Source organism: Amaricoccus sp., assembly GCF_047602525.1.
Lineage (GTDB): Bacteria > Pseudomonadota > Alphaproteobacteria > Rhodobacterales > Rhodobacteraceae > Amaricoccus.
Window position 1 is genome coordinate 379,671 of sequence record NZ_JASGHB010000001.1, and the last position, 17,089, is coordinate 396,759.

At 68.2% G+C, this 17,089-nt stretch carries 27 protein-coding genes; 4 read left to right on the top strand and 23 right to left on the bottom strand.

Features of this window, described 5'->3' with window-relative positions; translation table 11 throughout:
* Nucleotides 1–3 precede the first annotated feature (3 nt).
* Entirely contained in the window at nucleotides 4–1,296 is a 1,293-nt protein-coding gene (locus tag QM699_RS02210; RefSeq protein ID WP_415009605.1) for an ABC transporter substrate-binding protein, read from the bottom strand.
* Nucleotides 1,297–1,541: 245 nt separating this feature from the next.
* On the opposite strand from QM699_RS02210, the gene QM699_RS02215 reads away from it, so the two are divergent.
* The gene (locus tag QM699_RS02215; RefSeq protein ID WP_415009606.1) at nucleotides 1,542–3,173 is read left to right on the top strand and encodes an arylsulfatase; all 1,632 of its coding nucleotides are present in this window, start codon (nucleotides 1,542–1,544) and stop codon (nucleotides 3,171–3,173) included.
* Nucleotides 3,174–3,270: 97 nt separating this feature from the next.
* Here the strand turns inward: QM699_RS02215 and rpmD are convergent, their stop codons facing one another.
* From rpmD to QM699_RS02310, 19 genes are all read right to left on the bottom strand, one after another.
* Nucleotides 3,271–3,456 (bottom strand): 50S ribosomal protein L30, encoded by a 186-nt coding sequence (gene rpmD / locus QM699_RS02220; RefSeq protein WP_415009607.1) that lies wholly within the window; start codon nucleotides 3,454–3,456, stop codon nucleotides 3,271–3,273.
* A 5-nt stretch (nucleotides 3,457–3,461) separates the two neighbouring features.
* Entirely contained in the window at nucleotides 3,462–4,043 is a 582-nt protein-coding gene (rpsE, locus tag QM699_RS02225) for a 30S ribosomal protein S5 (RefSeq protein ID WP_415009608.1), read from the bottom strand.
* Between the two features lie 10 nt (nucleotides 4,044–4,053).
* Nucleotides 4,054–4,413, bottom strand: coding sequence for a 50S ribosomal protein L18 (rplR, locus tag QM699_RS02230; protein ID WP_415009609.1), 360 nt, complete (start codon nucleotides 4,411–4,413; stop codon nucleotides 4,054–4,056).
* Between the two features lie 13 nt (nucleotides 4,414–4,426).
* Entirely contained in the window at nucleotides 4,427–4,960 is a 534-nt protein-coding gene (gene rplF / locus QM699_RS02235; RefSeq protein ID WP_415009610.1) for a 50S ribosomal protein L6, read from the bottom strand.
* Between the two features lie 10 nt (nucleotides 4,961–4,970).
* Nucleotides 4,971–5,369, bottom strand: coding sequence for a 30S ribosomal protein S8 (gene rpsH, locus QM699_RS02240; RefSeq protein ID WP_415009611.1), 399 nt, complete (start codon nucleotides 5,367–5,369; stop codon nucleotides 4,971–4,973).
* Between the two features lie 13 nt (nucleotides 5,370–5,382).
* Nucleotides 5,383–5,688: a 30S ribosomal protein S14 gene (rpsN, locus tag QM699_RS02245; protein WP_415009612.1), complete on the bottom strand. Its 306-nt coding sequence runs from the start codon at nucleotides 5,686–5,688 to the stop codon at nucleotides 5,383–5,385.
* Between the two features lie 19 nt (nucleotides 5,689–5,707).
* The gene (gene rplE, locus QM699_RS02250; RefSeq protein ID WP_415009613.1) at nucleotides 5,708–6,268 is read right to left on the bottom strand and encodes a 50S ribosomal protein L5; all 561 of its coding nucleotides are present in this window, start codon (nucleotides 6,266–6,268) and stop codon (nucleotides 5,708–5,710) included.
* Complete coding sequence (rplX, locus tag QM699_RS02255; protein WP_415009614.1) at nucleotides 6,268–6,573, bottom strand: 50S ribosomal protein L24; 306 nt, start codon at nucleotides 6,571–6,573, stop codon at nucleotides 6,268–6,270. Before rplX ends, rplE begins: the two co-directional genes overlap by 1 nt.
* Nucleotides 6,573–6,941: a 50S ribosomal protein L14 gene (gene rplN, locus QM699_RS02260; RefSeq protein ID WP_109760336.1), complete on the bottom strand. Its 369-nt coding sequence runs from the start codon at nucleotides 6,939–6,941 to the stop codon at nucleotides 6,573–6,575. Before rplN ends, rplX begins: the two co-directional genes overlap by 1 nt.
* A 53-nt stretch (nucleotides 6,942–6,994) precedes the next feature.
* Nucleotides 6,995–7,243, bottom strand: a complete 249-nt coding sequence (gene rpsQ, locus QM699_RS02265) for a 30S ribosomal protein S17 (RefSeq protein WP_415009615.1) — start codon at nucleotides 7,241–7,243, stop codon at nucleotides 6,995–6,997.
* Nucleotides 7,244–7,246: 3 nt separating this feature from the next.
* Nucleotides 7,247–7,453 carry a 50S ribosomal protein L29 gene (gene rpmC, locus QM699_RS02270; RefSeq protein WP_415009616.1) on the bottom strand — a complete coding sequence of 69 codons (207 nt, stop codon included), beginning with the start codon at nucleotides 7,451–7,453 and terminating at the stop codon, nucleotides 7,247–7,249.
* A gap of 162 nt (nucleotides 7,454–7,615) precedes the next feature.
* Nucleotides 7,616–8,395: a succinate dehydrogenase iron-sulfur subunit gene (locus QM699_RS02275; protein WP_415009617.1), complete on the bottom strand. Its 780-nt coding sequence runs from the start codon at nucleotides 8,393–8,395 to the stop codon at nucleotides 7,616–7,618.
* A 12-nt stretch (nucleotides 8,396–8,407) separates the two neighbouring features.
* Nucleotides 8,408–10,216: a succinate dehydrogenase flavoprotein subunit gene (sdhA, locus tag QM699_RS02280; RefSeq protein WP_415009618.1), complete on the bottom strand. Its 1,809-nt coding sequence runs from the start codon at nucleotides 10,214–10,216 to the stop codon at nucleotides 8,408–8,410.
* Between the two features lie 13 nt (nucleotides 10,217–10,229).
* Nucleotides 10,230–10,607 carry a succinate dehydrogenase, hydrophobic membrane anchor protein gene (gene sdhD, locus QM699_RS02285; RefSeq protein ID WP_415009619.1) on the bottom strand — a complete coding sequence of 126 codons (378 nt, stop codon included), beginning with the start codon at nucleotides 10,605–10,607 and terminating at the stop codon, nucleotides 10,230–10,232.
* Nucleotides 10,608–10,609: 2 nt separating this feature from the next.
* Nucleotides 10,610–11,008, bottom strand: coding sequence for a succinate dehydrogenase, cytochrome b556 subunit (sdhC, locus tag QM699_RS02290; protein WP_415009620.1), 399 nt, complete (start codon nucleotides 11,006–11,008; stop codon nucleotides 10,610–10,612).
* A 129-nt stretch (nucleotides 11,009–11,137) separates the two neighbouring features.
* Nucleotides 11,138–12,175, bottom strand: a complete 1,038-nt coding sequence (locus tag QM699_RS02295) for a MaoC family dehydratase (protein ID WP_415009621.1) — start codon at nucleotides 12,173–12,175, stop codon at nucleotides 11,138–11,140.
* Nucleotides 12,175–12,378 carry a DUF1737 domain-containing protein gene (locus tag QM699_RS02300; RefSeq protein ID WP_415009622.1) on the bottom strand — a complete coding sequence of 68 codons (204 nt, stop codon included), beginning with the start codon at nucleotides 12,376–12,378 and terminating at the stop codon, nucleotides 12,175–12,177. The genes QM699_RS02295 and QM699_RS02300 overlap by 1 nt, the downstream gene beginning before the upstream one ends.
* Nucleotides 12,379–12,383: 5 nt before the next feature.
* Entirely contained in the window at nucleotides 12,384–12,944 is a 561-nt protein-coding gene (locus QM699_RS02305) for an NnrU family protein (protein ID WP_415009623.1), read from the bottom strand.
* Nucleotides 12,941–13,822, bottom strand: a complete 882-nt coding sequence (locus tag QM699_RS02310; protein WP_415009624.1) for an HpcH/HpaI aldolase/citrate lyase family protein — start codon at nucleotides 13,820–13,822, stop codon at nucleotides 12,941–12,943. Before QM699_RS02310 ends, QM699_RS02305 begins: the two co-directional genes overlap by 4 nt.
* Before the next feature lie 209 nt (nucleotides 13,823–14,031).
* Here QM699_RS02310 and QM699_RS02315 point away from each other — a divergent pair, with 209 nt between their 5' ends.
* Both QM699_RS02315 and QM699_RS02320 read left to right on the top strand, forming a co-directional pair.
* Nucleotides 14,032–14,358, top strand: coding sequence for a hypothetical protein (locus QM699_RS02315; protein ID WP_415009625.1), 327 nt, complete (start codon nucleotides 14,032–14,034; stop codon nucleotides 14,356–14,358).
* A gap of 83 nt (nucleotides 14,359–14,441) precedes the next feature.
* Complete coding sequence (locus tag QM699_RS02320; protein WP_415009626.1) at nucleotides 14,442–14,714, top strand: DUF2277 domain-containing protein; 273 nt, start codon at nucleotides 14,442–14,444, stop codon at nucleotides 14,712–14,714.
* A gap of 22 nt (nucleotides 14,715–14,736) precedes the next feature.
* Here the strand turns inward: QM699_RS02320 and QM699_RS02325 are convergent, their stop codons facing one another.
* From QM699_RS02325 to QM699_RS02335, 3 genes are read right to left on the bottom strand one after another with little or no spacing between them, the layout of a single operon-like run.
* On the bottom strand, nucleotides 14,737–15,288 hold the full coding sequence (locus QM699_RS02325; RefSeq protein ID WP_415009627.1) for a DsbE family thiol:disulfide interchange protein: 552 nt from the start codon (nucleotides 15,286–15,288) through the stop codon (nucleotides 14,737–14,739).
* Nucleotides 15,281–15,457, bottom strand: a complete 177-nt coding sequence (ccmD, locus tag QM699_RS02330) for a heme exporter protein CcmD (RefSeq protein WP_415009628.1) — start codon at nucleotides 15,455–15,457, stop codon at nucleotides 15,281–15,283. Before ccmD ends, QM699_RS02325 begins: the two co-directional genes overlap by 8 nt.
* Nucleotides 15,454–16,182: a heme ABC transporter permease gene (locus tag QM699_RS02335; RefSeq protein ID WP_415009629.1), complete on the bottom strand. Its 729-nt coding sequence runs from the start codon at nucleotides 16,180–16,182 to the stop codon at nucleotides 15,454–15,456. Before QM699_RS02335 ends, ccmD begins: the two co-directional genes overlap by 4 nt.
* Nucleotides 16,183–16,346: 164 nt before the next feature.
* On the opposite strand from QM699_RS02335, the gene QM699_RS02340 reads away from it, so the two are divergent.
* Nucleotides 16,347–16,910 carry a YSC84-related protein gene (locus QM699_RS02340; RefSeq protein ID WP_415009630.1) on the top strand — a complete coding sequence of 188 codons (564 nt, stop codon included), beginning with the start codon at nucleotides 16,347–16,349 and terminating at the stop codon, nucleotides 16,908–16,910.
* The last annotated feature ends 179 nt before the right edge of the window (nucleotides 16,911–17,089 follow it).

A 17,089-nucleotide genomic window follows, 5' to 3' on the forward strand; every position in this document is an offset into this window, starting at 1 on the left:
AGATCAGAACGGCATCGTGGTATAGTCGACCTGATCGGGATAGAGCCCGTCTTCGATCGCGGTGCGGTGGACCACCTCGAGCTTGCCGCCGTCGGCCACCTTGGAGATGAACTGGTGGCCGAAGACCTGATGGGTCCGGCCGTTGAAGATCTTGTCGCCCTGCGGGTGCTCGTTCGACTCCGCGAAGGCGGTCATCGCCTCGACGGCCTCGATCACCGCCTGCCGGTCGTCGGGGCCCTTGTAGGACGCGGCCTCCATCGCCGCCTTGATGACGAACAGCGTCTCCCAGCACGAGAACATGTGCGAGTAGGCCGACACGTTCTTCGGGTCGCCGATGTCCGCGGCGGAGTCGTCGAGGCCGATGGCGTTGCGGTAGAACGTATCGAACGCGGTCGAGTCCGGCTGGCGATAGCGCGGCATGCCTTCCCAGAAGTGGCTGCCGGCCAGGAACTCGAGGCCCGGGCCCTCCGTCGACACGCCCTCGAGCGAGTCGATGAAGCCGAAGAACTCAGGGTGCGCGCCGCCGCCGTAGAACTCGCCCAGCTCCTTGACGAAGGTCAGCACGGCCGGGCCGACCATGACGTGATAGATCACCTCGGTTTCGGAGGGGATGCGCGGCAGGTAACGGGTGAACGAGGTCTCGGTCGGCGGGATCGGGATCAGCTCGATCACCTCGCCGCCCTGCGCCTTCATCGCCGCGCTGAAGAAATCCCGGTGATCGTAGCCGAACGCATAGTCCGGGTAGATCATCGTCACCTTCTTGCCGAGGTTCGACGCGACCCACGGCGCCATCGAGATCACCTGGCTCTTCACGTCGGTGATCCCGGGCTGGACCGTCCAGCGGTTGAGGCCCGACGCGACGTGATGGCCCTCGGAGCAGACGAAGTAGGGCACGCGCAGCTCGGCGGCGCGCGGCGCCGTGCCGACGACGACGTGGCTGAACAGGGCGCCGAACACGAGGTCGCATTTCTGCTGCACCGCGAGCTTCTCGAAGACCTCGGCGCCGCGCTTCGGATCGGTGCCGTCGTCCTCGAAGATCACCTCGACCGGCCGCCCGGCGATGCCGCCCGCCGCGTTCAGCACCTTGAGCGCCGCCTCGGTGGTGCGCTGATACCACCGGCCGTAGACCGCGCCGATGCCGGTGCGGTGCAGCTGGAAGCCGAGGCGGATCGGTTCGGAGGTCTGAGCCTGCGCGAGGCGGGGCAGGCCCCCCGCCAGGGCGAGCGCGCCGCCCGCTCCGACACCCTTCAGCACATCGCGCCGCGGCATCGGGCGGTTGGTCAAGATCTTCGGCATTGTTCCTCTGCCCCCGCGAGGCACCCACGCAGGCGCCGTCAGCGCGGGACATTGGGGTGCAGTGCGGCGGAAGTCTACGGGCTTTTCCGGCGCCACACCGCAAAAGCGCAGTTTCGCCCGAGGCGTGCGATGCGCTCTGACCTCGCGGGAGGGAGAGGCTGCCGCGGTCGCAAGAACGGCGGTTGCGAACCAGCCGGGAAAAATTATACGAGTACGTCGATCGTGATTATCGACAAGGATTGAAGATGAACGGAACCTTTCGATCCGCCGGCATGCTGACCGCCGCGCTTGCCCTTGCCGCAGGGGCGGGCGCGGCTGCCGACCGGCCAAACTTCCTCGTCATCGTCGCGGACGATCTCGGCTATTCCGACATCGCGCCATTCGGCGGCGAGATCGACACGCCGGCGCTCGACCAGCTCGCCAACGACGGCCTGCGGCTCACGCAGTTCCACACCGCCGCCACCTGCTCGCCGACGCGCTCGATGCTGTTCTCGGGCACCGACAACCATCGCGCCGGGCTCGGGTCGATGGCGGAGCTGCTCGCGCCGAACCAGAAGGGCCAGCCGGGGCATGAGGGCTATCTCCGGCCGGAGGTCGCAAGCCTCGCCGAACGGTTGCAGGCCGGCGGCTATCGCACCGTCATGTCGGGCAAGTGGCACCTCGGCCTGAAGCCGGAGCAGGACCCGCATGCGCGCGGCTTCGATCACAGCTTCGCGCTGCTGCCGGGAGCGGCAAACCACTTCGGGACGGACGGGGCGCCCTATACCGAGGACGGGGTGCGCCTGACCGAGCTGCCGGCGAACTTCTACTCGTCCGACACCTACGCGGACAAGCTGATCGAGCTGCTCGGCAAGAGCACGGCCGAGGAGGGGGCCGACAAGCCGTTCTTCGCCTATCTCGCGTTCACGGCCCCGCACTGGCCGCTGCAGGCGCACCCGGAAGACATCGCGAAATACAGTGGCCGCTACGCCGGCGGCTACGAGCCGCTGCGGGAGCAACGGTTGGTGCGGCAGGAGGAGCTGGGGCTGCTCGATCCGGCGGTCGTCCCGCACATCCCGACGTTGCCCGGCGGCTCGTGGGACTCGCTGACTGCGGAGCAGCAGCGCGAAGAGGCGCGGGACATGGAGATCTACGCGGCGATGGTCGACCGCATGGACCACGACATCGGCAGGGTGCTGGACGAGCTGCGGCGGACGGGGGAATACGACAACACGGTGATCCTCTTCTTCGCCGACAACGGTGCCGAGGGAGTCGGCATGGGTCCGACCTCGATGCTGGCCGACCGCGTCGCCGCGGCGGACAACGCGCTCGACAATCGCGGCGCGGCGAACAGCTACGTGGCCTATGGCCCGGGCTGGGCGCAGGCGGCGACGGCGCCGTCGTGGCGCTACAAGGCGTATGCGACGGAAGGCGGCACGCGCACGCCTGCCATCATCGCGGGGCCGGGCATCGCGGGGCCGGGCATCGCGCGGCAGGGGATCGGGACGGCGTTCCTGTCGGTGCAGGATGTCCTGCCGACGTTGCTCGACCTCGCCGGGCTGCCGGCGGACGACACGTTCGAGGGGCGGCAGGTCGAGCCGATCCGCGGCCACAGCTGGGGGCCATATCTGGCGGGTACGGCAGATCGCGTCTACGGCCCGAACGACGCCTTCGGCTGGGAACTCTTCGGGTCTCGGGCGCTGCGCCGCGGCGACTGGAAGATCACCGACCTCGGGGACGGGCAGTGGCGGCTCTTCGACCTCGCGAAAGACCCGGGCGAGACGCGGGATCTGTCGCTGGCCGAGCCGGAGCGGGCGACCGAACTGGCGCAGGCGTGGGAAGCCTATGGCGAGCAGGTCGGGGTGATCCTGCCGGACAGCGCCGCCTACCGGCCGTGATCCCTGGCCGTTATCCTTGGCCGGGTCCCCTGCGAACGAAAGGGCCCGCCGGATCTCTCCGGCGGGCCCTTGTTCATTCATCGCCCGGGCGTGCGCCTCAGGCGCGCTCCTCGATGATCTCCACGAGATGCGGGATCGTCGCGACCATGCCGCGGATCGACGGCGTGTCCTGCAGTTCCCGAGTCTTGTGCATCTTGTTGAGCCCGAGGCCGATCAGCGTGGCGCGCTGGACGGCGGGGCGGCGGATCGGCGAGCCGATCTGCTTGACGACGATGGTTGCCATGAGTCTCAGGCCTCCGCAGCCGGGGCTTCGGACGCCTCGACCGGAGCGGTCTCGGCAGTCCGCGGCAGGATGTCGGCGACCTTCTTGCCACGACGCTGCGCCACCATGCGGGGGCTCTGCTCGTGCTGGAGGCCGTCGATGGTGGCGCGGATCATGTTGTAGGGGTTCTGCGACCCCAGCGACTTCGCCACCACGTCATGCACGCCGAGCATCTCGAACACGGCGCGCATCGGGCCGCCGGCGATGATGCCGGTACCCGCGGGCGCTGCCCGCATCACGACCTTGCCGGCGCCGTGGCGGCCGTTCATGTCGTGGTGCAGCGTCCGGCCCTCACGGAGCGGCACGCGGATCATCTGCCGCTTGGCCTGCTCGGTCGCCTTGCGGATCGCCTCCGGCACCTCGCGGGCCTTGCCCTTGCCGTAGCCGACACGGCCCTTCTGGTCGCCCACGACGACGAGCGCCGCAAAGCCGAAGCGCTTGCCGCCCTTCACCGTCTTCGAGACGCGGTTGATCGCGACGAGACGGTCGGCGAATTCCGGGTTCTCGTCCCGGTCGCGGCGACCGCCGCGGTTGTCTTCCCTTGCCATTCCCGTCTCCTCAGAACTTCAGGCCGCCTTCACGGGCGGCGTCGGCGAGCGCCTTGACCCTCCCGTGAAAGAGGAACCCACCGCGGTCGAAATAGACCTCCTCGACGCCGGCGGCCTTGGCGCGCGCGGCGATCTCGGTGCCGACGCGAGCCGCGGCCTCCTTGTTGTTCTTGCCGACGAAGCCCAGGTCCTTCTCCAGCGTCGAGGCGGCGGCCAGGGTCTTGCCCTGGGCGTCGTCGATCAGCTGGACGGAAATGTTCTTCGACGAGCGATGCACGGAAAGACGCGGGCGGTCGCCCGCCGTCTTCCGCAGCTTGTTCCGGACGCGCTGGCGGCGCTTCTGGAACAGATCGAGCTTGCTGTTCGCCATGATATGCGCCCCCTTACTTCTTCTTCCCTTCCTTGCGGAAGATGAATTCGCCCTTGTACTTGATGCCCTTGCCCTTGTAGGGCTCCGGCTTGCGCCATTCGCGGATGTTCGCCGCGACCTGACCGACGACCTGCTGGTCGATGCCCTCGACGATGATCTCCGTGGGCTTCGGCGTGGTGACGGTGACGCCCTCGGGGATGGCGAAATCGACGTCGTGGCTGTAGCCGAGCGAAAGCTTCAGGACCTTGCCCTGAGCCGCCGCGCGATAGCCAACGCCGTTGATTTCCATCTCCTTCTTGAAGCCGGTGGTGACGCCCGTCATCAGGTTCTCGACCTGGGTCCTGGACATGCCCCACTGCTGGCGCGCGCGCTTGCTGAGCCCGCGCGGCTTCACGGAGACCGCGCCATCCTCGACGGTGATGGTCACGTCGTCGGTCGCGGTGAATGCGCGGGTGCCCTTCGGACCCTTCACCGAGATGGTCTGGCCCGACACCGTGGCGGTCACGCCGCCGGGAACGGGGACGGGCTTCTTGCCGATACGAGACATTGGCCCCTCCTCAGAACACGGTGCAGAGGACCTCGCCGCCAACGTTGGCGGAGCGGGCCTGCGCGTCGGACATGACGCCCTTGGGCGTCGAGACGATGGCGACGCCGAGGCCCTGGCGGACCTGCGGCATTTCCTTCACGCCGGAGTAGACGCGGCGGCCCGGAGTGGACACGCGCTTCAGCTCGCGGATGACGGGGGCGCCATCGAAGTACTTCAGCGAAATCTCGAGCTCGGGCAGGCCGCGCTCGGACTTCACTTCCTCATAGCCGCGGATGAAGCCCTCGGCCTTCAGCACGTCGAGGACCCAGGCGCGGATCTTCGAGGCGGGCGTGCGGACCGTGGACTTGCCGCGCATCGAGGCGTTGCGGATGCGGGTGAGCATGTCGCCCAGGGGATCGTTCAAGTTCATGTCTGACCTCCCCTTACCAGGACGACTTGACCATGCCGGGGATCTGGCCCTTCGAGGCCAGGTCGCGCAGCGCGATACGGGACATCCTCAGCTTGCGATAGTAGGCGCGCGGACGGCCCGACACTTCGCAGCGGTTGTGCAGCCGGGTGGCCGAGGAGTTGCGCGGCAGCTTCGCGAGCTTCAGCTGCGCCTTGAAGCGCTCTTCCATCGGGCGGCTCTCGTCGCGGGCGATCGCCTTCAGCTCGGCGCGCTTGGCGGCGAACTTGTCCACCATCGCGACCCGCTTCTTCTGGCGCTCGACCATGCTAATCTTTGCCATATGTCTTTCTCCCCCGCGCTCAGGCCGTGAACGGCAGGTTGAAGTGCTTCAGAAGCGCCTTCGCCTCGGCGTCGGTCTTGGCGGTGGTGCAGATCACGATGTCCATGCCCCAGACCTGTTCGATCTTGTCGAAGTTGATCTCGGGAAACACGAGATGCTCCTTGAGGCCCATGGCATAGTTGCCGCGGCCGTCGAAGCTCTTCGGGTTGACGCCGCGGAAGTCACGCACGCGCGGCAGCGCGACGGTGACGAGGCGGTCCAGGAACTCGTACATCCGGTCGCGACGCAGCGTGACCTTGACGCCGATCGGCATCTGCTCACGGACCTTGAAGCCCGCGATCGAGGTCTTCGCCTTAGTGATGACGACCTTCTGGCCGGCGATCTGCTGCAGGTCCTCGGCGGCGGCACGCACCTTCTTGGTGTCGGAGGTGGCCTCGCCGACGCCCATGTTCAGGACGATCTTGTCCAGACGCGGGATCTGCATGTCGTTCTTGTAGGAGAACTCTTCCTTGAGCGCGGCCCGGATGGTGTCCCGGTACTGCGTCCTGAGGCGCGGGGTGTAGTCGGTTGCGTCGAGCATCAGATCGCCTCCCCGGTGGTCTTGGCGAAGCGGATCTTCTCGCCGTTCTCGATGCGGAAGCCGACACGGGTCGCCTTGCCGTTGGCGTCGAGAAGCTGGAGATTCGAGAGCTGGATCGGCAGTTCCTTGGCGATACGGCCGCCCTGGCCCTGTGCGCTCTGCTTGGTGTGGCGGATCGCGACGTTCACGCCCGAGACCACGGCCTTGCCCTCGGCGGGCAGCACGCGGGTGATCTCACCGTTGCGGCCCTTGTCCTTGCCGGCGATGACGACGACCTTGTCGCCCTTCTTGAGCTTGGCAGCCATCACAGCACCTCCGGAGCGAGGGAGATGATCTTCATGAAGTTCTTCGCCCGCAGCTCGCGCACGACCGGCCCGAAGATACGGGTGCCGACCGGCTCGTTCTGGTTGTTGAGGATGACGGCGGCGTTCCGGTCGAACCGGATCGAGGTGCCGTCCTCGCGGCGGACTTCCTTGGCGGTCCGGACGACGACGGCCTTGCGGACGTCGCCCTTCTTCACGCGACCACGCGGAATGGCTTCCTTGACCGACACCACGATGATGTCGCCCACGGAAGCATACCGGCGATGCGAGCCACCCAGGACCTTGATGCACTGAACCCGGCGGGCGCCGGAGTTGTCAGCGACATCCAGATTGGTCTGCATCTGGATCATGCTTGGTTACTCCCGACCTGCGGACACGAGGCCCGCGGTTTCGTTAAAGACTGTCAGGCCTCGGCGGCGGTTTCCGCCGTCAGGACCGTCCAGCGCTTGGTCTTCGAGATCGGCGCGCATTCGACGATGCGAACGGTGTCACCGACCTTGAACTGGTTCGCGGCGTCGTGAGCCCGGTACTTCTTGGACTTCCGAACGGTCTTCTTCATCACCGGATGGGTGAAGCGGCGCTCGACCAGCACGGTGATCGTCTGGTCGTTCTTGTCGCTGGTCACGGTGCCCTGGAGGATACGCTTGGGCATGTCTCAGGCCTCCGCAGCCGCAGCGGCGGCCTTCTGGTTCAGGATCGTCTTGACGCGGGCAGCGTCACGGCGGACGGCCTGCATGCGCGAGGTGTTCTCCAGCTGGCCGGTGGCCTTCTGGAAGCGGAGGTTGAAGGCCTCCTTCTTGAGGCTGGCGAGCTGGTCGCGCAGCTGGTCCGGGGTCTTGTCCCGGAGATCCTGGGCTTTCATGAGCCGTCCTTCGTGCAACATCGCCAGAGGGCCCCCTCGCGGGTCACCCTGATTCTGGCGGAGTCCATGGTGAGCGCGCCGTATAGGCGCAACGGGGGCCGGGCGCAACCCGGTATGCTGCCCCCGGGCCCGGTGCGGCGCCCGCGCCGGACCCGGCCTCGTTCACATCTGCCGTTCGACCATCAGCTTCTTGATCTCGGCGATGGCCTTCGCCGGGTTCAGGTGCTTGGGGCAGGTCTGGGCGCAGTTCATGATCGTGTGGCAGCGGTAGAGCTTGAACGGGTCGTCGAGGCCGTCCAGCCGGTCGCCGGTCGCCTCGTCGCGCGAGTTGATGATCCAGCGATAGGCGTGCAGCAGCGCCGCCGGTCCGAGGTAGCGGTCGCCGTTCCACCAGTAGCTCGGGCAGGAGGTCGAGCAGCAGGCGCACATGACGCACTCATAGAGGCCGTCGAGCTTCTTGCGATCCTCGGGCGACTGCAGCCACTCGTGCTCCGGTGTCACCGTCTCGGTCTCGAGCCACGGCTTGACCGAGGCGTGCTGCGCGTAGAAGTGCGTGAGGTCGGGCACCAGATCCTTCACCACCGGCATGTGCGGCAGCGGATAGATCCGCACGTCGCCCTTCACCTCGTCGATGCCCCAGATGCAGGCGAGCCGGTTGATGCCGTCGATGTTCATCGCGCACGAGCCGCAGATGCCTTCGCGGCAGGAGCGGCGGAAGGTGAGCGTCGGGTCGATCTCGTTTTTGATCTTGATGAGCGCGTCGAGCATCATCGGCCCGCACGTATCGAGGTCGATGAAGTACGTGTCGATCCGCGGGTTCGCGCCGGTGTCGGGATCCCAGCGGTAGATCCGGAACGTCTTGACGTTCTTCGCGCCGGCGGGACGCGGCCAGGTCTTGCCGGTGACGACGCGGCTGTTCTTCGGAAGCGCGAATTCCGCCATGGGTCTTGCTCCTCAGTACACCCGCGCCTTGGGCGCGATCTTCTTCAGGTCGATGCCGCCCTTTTCGTAGGGCGTCAGCGGGTCGAGATGCACCGGGCGGTAGGCCAGCGTCACGGTGTTGTCCGCGTGGACGTACTCCAGCGTATGCTTGCGCCAGGTCTCGTCGTCGCGGTTCGGCCAGTCCTCCTGCGCGTGGGCGCCCCGGCTCTCCTTGCGCGCCTCGGCGCCGACGATGGTGGCGAGCGCGTTCGGCATCAGGTTGGCGAGCTCGAGCGTCTCCATCAGGTCGGTGTTCCAGACGAGCGAGCGGTCGGTGACCTTCAGGTCCGCCATCTTGTCGGCGATGACCTTCATCTTCTCCACGCCCTCGGCCAGCGTCTTGTCGGTGCGGAACACCGCCGCGTCGGACTGCATCGTGCGCTGCATCTCGAGTCGCAGGTCCGCGGTCGCGATCGCGCCGTTGGCGTTGCGCAGCGCGTCGAAGCGGGCCACCGCCGCGTCGACGGAGGCCGGGTTGAGCGGGCGGTTCGGCGTGCCGCGCTCGACCACCTCGCCGGCGCGGATCGCGGCGGCACGGCCGAAGACCACGAGGTCGATGAGCGAGTTCGAGCCGAGGCGGTTCGCGCCATGGACGCTGGCGCAGCCGGCCTCGCCGACGGCCATCAGTCCGGGCTGGATGCGGTCGGGGTTGCCCTCGCTCGGGTCCAGCGCCTCGCCCCAGTAGTTCGTGGGGATACCGCCCATGTTGTAGTGCACGGTCGGCAGCACCGGGATCGGCCCCTTGGTGACGTCGACGCCCGCGAAGATCTTCGCCGACTCCGAGATGCCGGGCAGACGCTCGGCCAGCGCCTCGGGCGGCAGGTGGTTGAGGTTGAGGTAGATGTGATCCTTCATCGGGCCGACGCCGCGGCCCTCGCGGATCTCGATCGTCATGCAGCGCGACACCACGTCGCGCGACGCCAGATCCTTGTAGGTGGGCGCATAGCGTTCCATGAACCGCTCGCCCTCGGAGTTGGTCAGGTAGCCGCCTTCGCCGCGGGCGCCCTCGGTGATGAGGCAGCCCGAGCCGTAGATGCCGGTCGGGTGGAACTGCACGAATTCCATGTCCTGCAGCGGCAGGCCCTGGCGCGCGACCATCCCGCCGCCGTCGCCGGTGCAGGTGTGGGCGGACGTCGCCGAGAAGTAGGCCCGGCCGTAGCCGCCGGTGGCGAGCACGGTCATCTTGGCGTTGAAGCGGTGCAGTGTGCCGTCGTCGAGCTTCCACGCCAGCACGCCCTGCACCTCGCCGTCCTCGGTGCGGATGAGGTCGATGGCGAAATACTCGATGAAGAACTGGGCGTTCTTCTTCACCGACTGGCCGTAGAGCGTGTGCAGGATCGCGTGGCCGGTGCGGTCGGCCGCCGCGCAGGTGCGCTGCACCGGCGGGCCCTCGCCGAATTCGGTGGTGTGGCCGCCGAACGGGCGCTGGTAGATCTTGCCCTGCTCCGTGCGGGAGAACGGCACGCCGTAGTGCTCGAGCTCGTAGACCGCCTTCGGCGCCTCGCGGACGAGGTACTCCATGGCGTCGGTGTCGCCGAGCCAGTCGGAGCCCTTCACCGTGTCGTACATGTGCCACTGCCAGCTGTCGGGGCCCATGTTGCCGAGCGATGCGGCGATGCCGCCCTGGGCCGCGACGGTGTGCGAGCGGGTGGGGAAGACCTTGGTGATGCAGCCGGTCTTCAGCCCCTGCTCGGCCATGCCGAGGGTGGCGCGGAGGCCAGAGCCGCCGGCGCCAACGACGATGACGTCGAACGTATGATCGGTGAACGTGTAAGCGGCCATGGGTGCGGCGTCCTCAGGCGAAGGCGATCTTGGCGACGGCGAAGATGCCGGTGAAGGCGAAGGCGGCGCAGAGCACCACGTTCGCCACCAGCATCGCGGTGCGCACCGGCTTGTCGTGGACATAGTCCTCGATGACCACCTGCAGGCCCTGCTTCAGGTGCAGGAAGCCGACCGCGAGGGTGAGGATGGCGACGACCGCGTTGAACGGGTGGCCATAGATCTCTCGGGCGGTCTCGAAGTCGGTGCCGAGGGCGCGGACGAACGGGAACAGGAAGAGCGGCACGAGGATCAGCATCCCGACCGCGGTCAGCCGCTGGGACCACCAGTGATGAACGCCCGAGTGGGAGGTGCCGAGACCCTGGACCCGTTGCCTGTCGGTGCGGAACTGCATGATTACCCCCAGAGCCCGACCGTGATGGTGACGATCGACATGACGCCCGCGGCGATCACCGACGCGATCCCGGTCAGTTTCACCTGGTCGAGCCCGAAGCCCAGGCCCGCGTCCCAGAACAGGTGCCGGAGGCCGTTGAAGAAGTGATACCAGAGCGAGACGAGCGCCAGGAACAGGATCAGCGTGCCGATCCACGAGGTGAGGATGCCGTCGGCAAAGTCGAAATAGTACGGGCTCGACGAGGCGGCGAGGAACCACCAGACTACCAGGATGGTGCTGAGCCCGATGCCGATGCCGGTGATGCGGTGCAGGATCGACATGACGGAGGTGATCTGCGGTCGGTAGACCGAGCCGATCATGAAAGGAGAAATGGGGCGCTCGCCCCGGTTCACGTCAGCCATGGTTCTCTCCGCACCAGCTCGGTCGGTACATGCCACCCTTCCCTGACGGAATGCAAGAGTATACCGGACACGCCACAGTAGTTGGCGTCTCTAACCCTAGTAAATTCATCAGGAAAAGTCTGGACGATTTCATTTCGGAACGAGCACCCAGAGGTCGAGGTCGAGCAGCACGTCCGGCAGGTACTTGCCGTCATCGCCGCGGAGCGCGAACGCCGCCGCGCCGGCCCGGGTGGCGACGAGACGGACCCGCAGCGCGCCGACGCCCGGCGTCGCGGTGTCGGCCTTGTCGAGGATCTCCGACCACGCGCAGATCGTGTCGCCGGCGAAGCACGGATTGGCATGGGCGCCGGCGTTGATCGCCGCGACGATCTGGGCGTTGGCGAGGCCGTTGAACGAGAGCGCGCGGGCCAGGCTGATGACGTGGCCGCCATAGATCAGCCGCTGGCCGCCGTCGCGGGCGGTGACGTCGAAATGCACCTTCGCCGTGTTCTGCCACAGCCGGGTGGCGAGCATGTGCTCGGCTTCCTCGATCGTCACGCGGTCGACGTGGTCGATCTTCTCGCCGATCTCGTAGTCGCCCCAGCGCCAGCGCTCGCCGGCCAGGGCAAAGTCGTATGCGGAGAAGTCGAGGCCCGCGGGCACCACGAGGTCGCTGCCGGCGACGGCGGGGGCGAGGTCGGGCACGACGACCGCGGGGGCGGGGGCGCCTGCATCGCGCTTGCGCACCATCACCCACCGGCAATAGCTCAGCACGGCCTCGCCCCGCTGGTTCCGCCCGGTCGAGCGCACCCAGACGACGCCGGACTTGCCATTCGAGGTCTCGCGCAGGCCGATCACCTCACTCGTCGAGGTGAGGGTGTCGCCGGGGTAGACCGGGAGCAGGAACCGCCCCTCGGCATACCCGAGGTTTGCCACCGCGTTCAGGCTGATGTCGGGGACCGTCTTGCCGAAGACGACGTGGAACGCCGCGATATCCTCGATCGGGCTCCGCAGCAGGCCGGACTTCCGCGCGAAGGCGTCCGAGGAGTAGAGCGCGAACCGCGTCGGGTAGAGCGCGGTGTAGAGCGCGCGATCACCCTCCGTCACCGTGCGCGGCACCGCGTGCACGATCTCGTCGCCGACGCGATAGTCCTCGAAGAACCGGCCGGCGTGGGTCTTCGAGGCCATCAGAGGTCTCCGAGCTTCATCGCGGGGTCATAGTCGGCATCGACGTCCTTCACCACCGCCTGACCGCAGCGCATGACGCCGGCAGTGCCGTCGAAGGCGTAGGTCGGGGCGCCGTGCAGCGACCAGCCTTTCGCCAGCGCCGCCGTGACCTTGTGGCAGAAGGCCGCCGTGTCCTCTTCGGTCAGAAAGCGGTATGCGAGCATTCCCGTCACCCCTGCGGAAACGGCGGGTAGCCGAGCCAGGTGTGGATGGCGACGATCACCGCGAAGACCACGAGGGTGATGACGCCGAGGCGGATGTCGCCGGCAAGGCTGCCGGCGGGCACCGGCCCGGCGGGCTTGCGGCGTGCCAGAACCATCTCGACGATCGCCCAGACCCCCATCCAGCCGAAGAGCAGGATCGAGGCGACGTCGCCGTTCACCAGCAGGTGCGCGCCGGCCCAGACGATGACGCCGGTCAGCATCGGATCGCGCACCCACGACCGCGCCCGGCTCTTCGAGTGGCCGAGCCCGAGCAGCGCGACGGCCACCAGCATGAGCAGGTTGTTGATGTGGACGGTCCACGACGGCGGGAACCAGATGCTCTCGACTGGTGCCGTTCGGAAGCCGATGACCATCAGCGCGAGCCCGAGGGCGATGAATGCGGCCATCACGCCCCTGGACGGCCCGTCGCCAAGCCCGGCCGCCAGCCGGGCCCGCGCCGCGGGCATCAGCGGCTTGAAGAGATGCGCAGCCGTCCAGATGAGCAGCCCGATGAAAAGGACGGTCACGCCGCGGCCTCCAGTGCAGCGATCGTCTCGGCGCGCTCGATGAGACGCTTCGCGGTGACGACATGGAGATTTTCGACGATCCTGCCGTCGACGACCGCGACGCCCTCGCCGCGCGCCGTCGCCGCCGCGAAGGCGTCGACCTGCCGGCGGGCAAGCTCGACCGCATCCGGCGACGGGGCAAAGACCTCGTTCGCGACGGCGATCTGGTCGGGATGGATCAGCGTCTTGCCGTCGAACCCCATGTCGCGCCCCTGCTCGCAGGCGGCGCGCAGGCCGTCGGTGTCCTGGAAGGCGTTGTAGACCCCATCGACGCAGACCAGCGCGGCTGCTCGCGCCGCGAGCAGGCAGAGCCCGAGGCTGGTCACGAGCGGCAGCCGGTCGGGCGTGTGCGCCGCGGCAAGATCCTTCACGAGATCGTTGGTCCCGAGCACGAAGCCTTCGAGTCGCGGATGCGAGTCGGCGATCGCGAGAGCGTTGAGCGCGCCGCGCGGCGTCTCCATCATCGCCCAGATGCGCACGCGCTCCGTCGCCCCGGCCTCGGCCATGAGCAGCGCGGCGCGGGCGATGTCGGCGGGCGACTCGACCTTGGGCAGCAGGATCGCGTCCGGCTGCGCCGCGCTGGCGCGGGCAATGTCGCCCTCGCCCCATTCGGTATCAAAGCCGTTGACCCGCACCAGCAGCTTGCGCTTGCCATAGCCCCCGGCCTCGACCGCGCCGGCGACAAGCTCCCGGGCATTCGACTTCTCGGACGGGGCGACGGCATCCTCGAGGTCGAGGATCAGCGCATCCGCCGCCAGGGTGCGGGCTTTTTCGAGCGCGCGGGGTCGCGACCCGGGCATGTAAAGCACCGAACGGTACGGGTGGGCATCCTGCGGCATGGCATCCCCGGGCTCTGCTGCACTGCACAGGGCTTAGCCGACGCCGACGCAACCGCACAAGCAGCAATTCGCCTGTCACCCCGCATCGTCCGCGGCCGTTGCGTATTCTGAACAACCACAGGATGATCAGTTAATTTCGTATTCTGCTTTTACGAGCAGCTTCGGTCCCGTGAAATTCCCGCGTCCCGCTCCGCCGAGGAACCTGACCCATGTCGAAGCTCATCCTTCTCGTTCGCGCCATGACCGCCCTCGGACTGCTCGCCATGACGCCCGAGGCACGGGCGGAAGAGCCTGGCAAGGCGTGCGCCGCGCACGCCGACGTGGTGCGCAAGCTGTCCGACCGCTTCGGCGAGACCCGCACCAGCATCGGGCTGCACAAGGACGATGCAGTCGTGGAGGTGTTCAGCTCGGCGGCGACCGGAACCTGGACGATCGTCGTCACCGGCACCGACGGCATGTCGTGCCTGCTGGCCGCCGGCAAGGGCTGGGAGCAGGCGCCGGCCGGGATGCCGGCGTCGAGCGACCAGGGGGCCTGAGCCCGGCCGCCCCGTCCGGGCTTGCCGGCGACGGCCACCGGGCGCATCTCTTGCGGTGGGAAAAGCCATGCGGGAGATCGCCCATGTGCCGCAACATCAGGGTTCTCCACAATTTCGAGCCGCCCGCGACCGACGACGAGATCCACGCCGCGGCCCTGCAGTTCGTCCGCAAGGTGAGCGGCTTCACGCACCCGTCCCAGGCCAACGACGCGGCATTCCAGCGGGCGGTCGACGACGTGGCCGCGGCATCGCGCCGCCTGCTGGCCGCGCTCGTCACCAGCTCTGCGCCGCGCGACCGCGAGACCGAGGCGGAACGGGCTCGGGCCCGGGCGCGCGACCGCTACGCCCGGGCGTAGGCCGGCGACTCCCGCAGGGCGCTCAACCCGAGCCGAGCGCGGCAGCGACCGCCGGCTTGATGCGCTCCTCGACGGTGGTCGGATCGAGCGGGCCGGGGAAGCGCAGGACCACCCTGCCGCCGGGCCCGATCACGAAGGTTTCGGGCACGCCGTAGATCCCCCAGTCGAGCGCGGTGCGCCCGGTCGTGTCGGCGCCGATGCGGGTATAGGGATCGCCCATCTCCTTCAGGAAGCCCAGCGCCGCCTTCGGGTCGTCCTTGTAGTTGATGCCGATCACCTCGACGCCGCTTTCGCTCAGCGCCTTGATGAGCGGATGCTCGACGCGGCAGGGTGCACACCAGCTCGCCCAGAAATTCACCAGCTTCACGCCCGGCCCCGCGAGGTCGGCATCGGTCGGCGCCGGGTCGTCGCGCAGCGCGGTCAGCCGGTCGAGGCTCGGCGTCTCCCGGCCGACCAGCGCGCTCGGCAGCTCCTGCGGATTCTCGCGGCGAAGCCCGATGAATGCCACGGCCGCAAAGGCCAGGAACACGAGCGGCGGGATCGCCAGCAGCGCGGCGCGCCAGCCCCTAGGCATCCGTCGGCCTCCCTCTGGTTTCGCCGCGGGCGGCTTCGAGTCGCGCCAGCTCGGCCCGCGCCCGGGCCGAGCGTCGCCAGCTCGCCAGCACCAGCCCTCCGAGCAGCACCAGCGTCACGCCATAGGCCCCCAGGATCGTGGCCGCGTACTTGCCGAGGTCGGGGATCATGCCCGCGCCTCGAGAGCGAGCAGCGCGCGGATCCGCCGCAGGCGGATCTCGGTGCGGGTGCGGGTCAGCACCAGCGCGAGGAAGAGCAGGATGAAGCCGGCGATCGACAGCAGCAGCGGTCGGTAGAAAACCGTGTCGACGTGGCTCGCGCGGTCGAGCGAGAGCGAAGCGCCCTGGTGCAGGCCCTGGCTCCAGAACAGCACGGCATAGCGGGAGAGCAGGGCGAAGACCGATCCGACGAGGCAGAGCACGGCGGTCAGGTCGGCGGCGGAGTCGGGGTCGTCGATGGCGCTCCAGAGCGCGATGTAGCCGACATAGAACAGGAACAGGATGAAGAACGAGGTGAGGCGCGGATCCCAGGCCCACCAGGTCCCCCACATCGGTTGGCCCCAGATCGCGCCGGTGGCGAGCGCGATCACCGTCATGGTGGCGCCGACCGGCGCGGCGGCGCGGGCGGCGAGCGCCGAGACGTGGTGGCGGCGGACGAACCAGACGAGCGAGGCGACCAGCATCATCAGCCAGGCGTTGATCGCCATCAGCGCGGCAGGGACGTGGATGAACAGGATCTTCACCGTGGCGCCCTGCTGGTAGTCGTCCGGCGTGAGGAGCAGGCCCCAGCCGAGCCCGGCGACGAGGCACAGCGCCGCCGCCGCCCAGACCACCGGCAGGACCGGGCCGGTGATGCGCATGAATTCGGCCGGGTTCGAGTATCTCCAGAGCGACATGGCCCCGGGTTCTACCGGCCGCGCGGGGGCGGCGCAATCGGCGGAAGGGCGCAGGCGGATCAGGCGTGCGCGAGCGCTTGGCGGGGAGGCGGGGCGCGTGTAAGAGCGTTCTCGACGCCGGCTGCGACCGGCCGCGAGGCAGAGAGCACGAGAGGAACCCGTCCATGATGCCCCTGACCCGACGCAGCATCCTGGCGCTGGCCGGCGCCGGCGCCCTCGCCGCCTGTACCTCGCGACCGCCGGCGCCGGGCGGTTCCGGACGGGCGAAGATCGACCAGGACGTGGATGATGCGCTGAACGAGCTCTACGCCACGGTTCCGGGCTCGACCGAACTGGCCGCGCAGGCGAAGGGGATCCTGCTGATCCCCAACATCCGCAAGGTCGGCTTCTTCGCTTCCGGCGCGTATGGCGAGGGGGCGCTGCTGATCGGACCGGCCAAGGTCGACTACTACTCGCTGACGGCTGCGGGGATCGGGCTGACCTTCGGCGCGACCGCGTTCAACCAGGCGCTGTTCTTCATGACCGACCAGGCGCTGCAGGACTTTCGCGTGGCCGACGGCTGGGAACTCGGGGTCGACGCGGCGGTGGCCTTCCAGAAGGACGGTGCGGCGGCGGGGGTCACCTCGACGCAGATCAACCGGCCCATCACCGAGGTCGTATTCGGCCAGCGCGGCCTGATCGCCGACGCGAGCCTCGCGGGGGCGAAGTACAGCCGGATCGTGCGGTGACTGGAAACTCACGCGTGGGGTCGTGAATCCCACGCGTGATCCATGGCGTTCAAGGCATTGATGTAGTTAATTAAATCTGGACGGTCGTGAGGGGTGGGCACGGCTCCCCGCTTCGGTTTGCTCGGGGCGATGCTTGCCGCGGGGCCGACCGTGAGGTGGGCGGCAGGATTGGGAGAGGC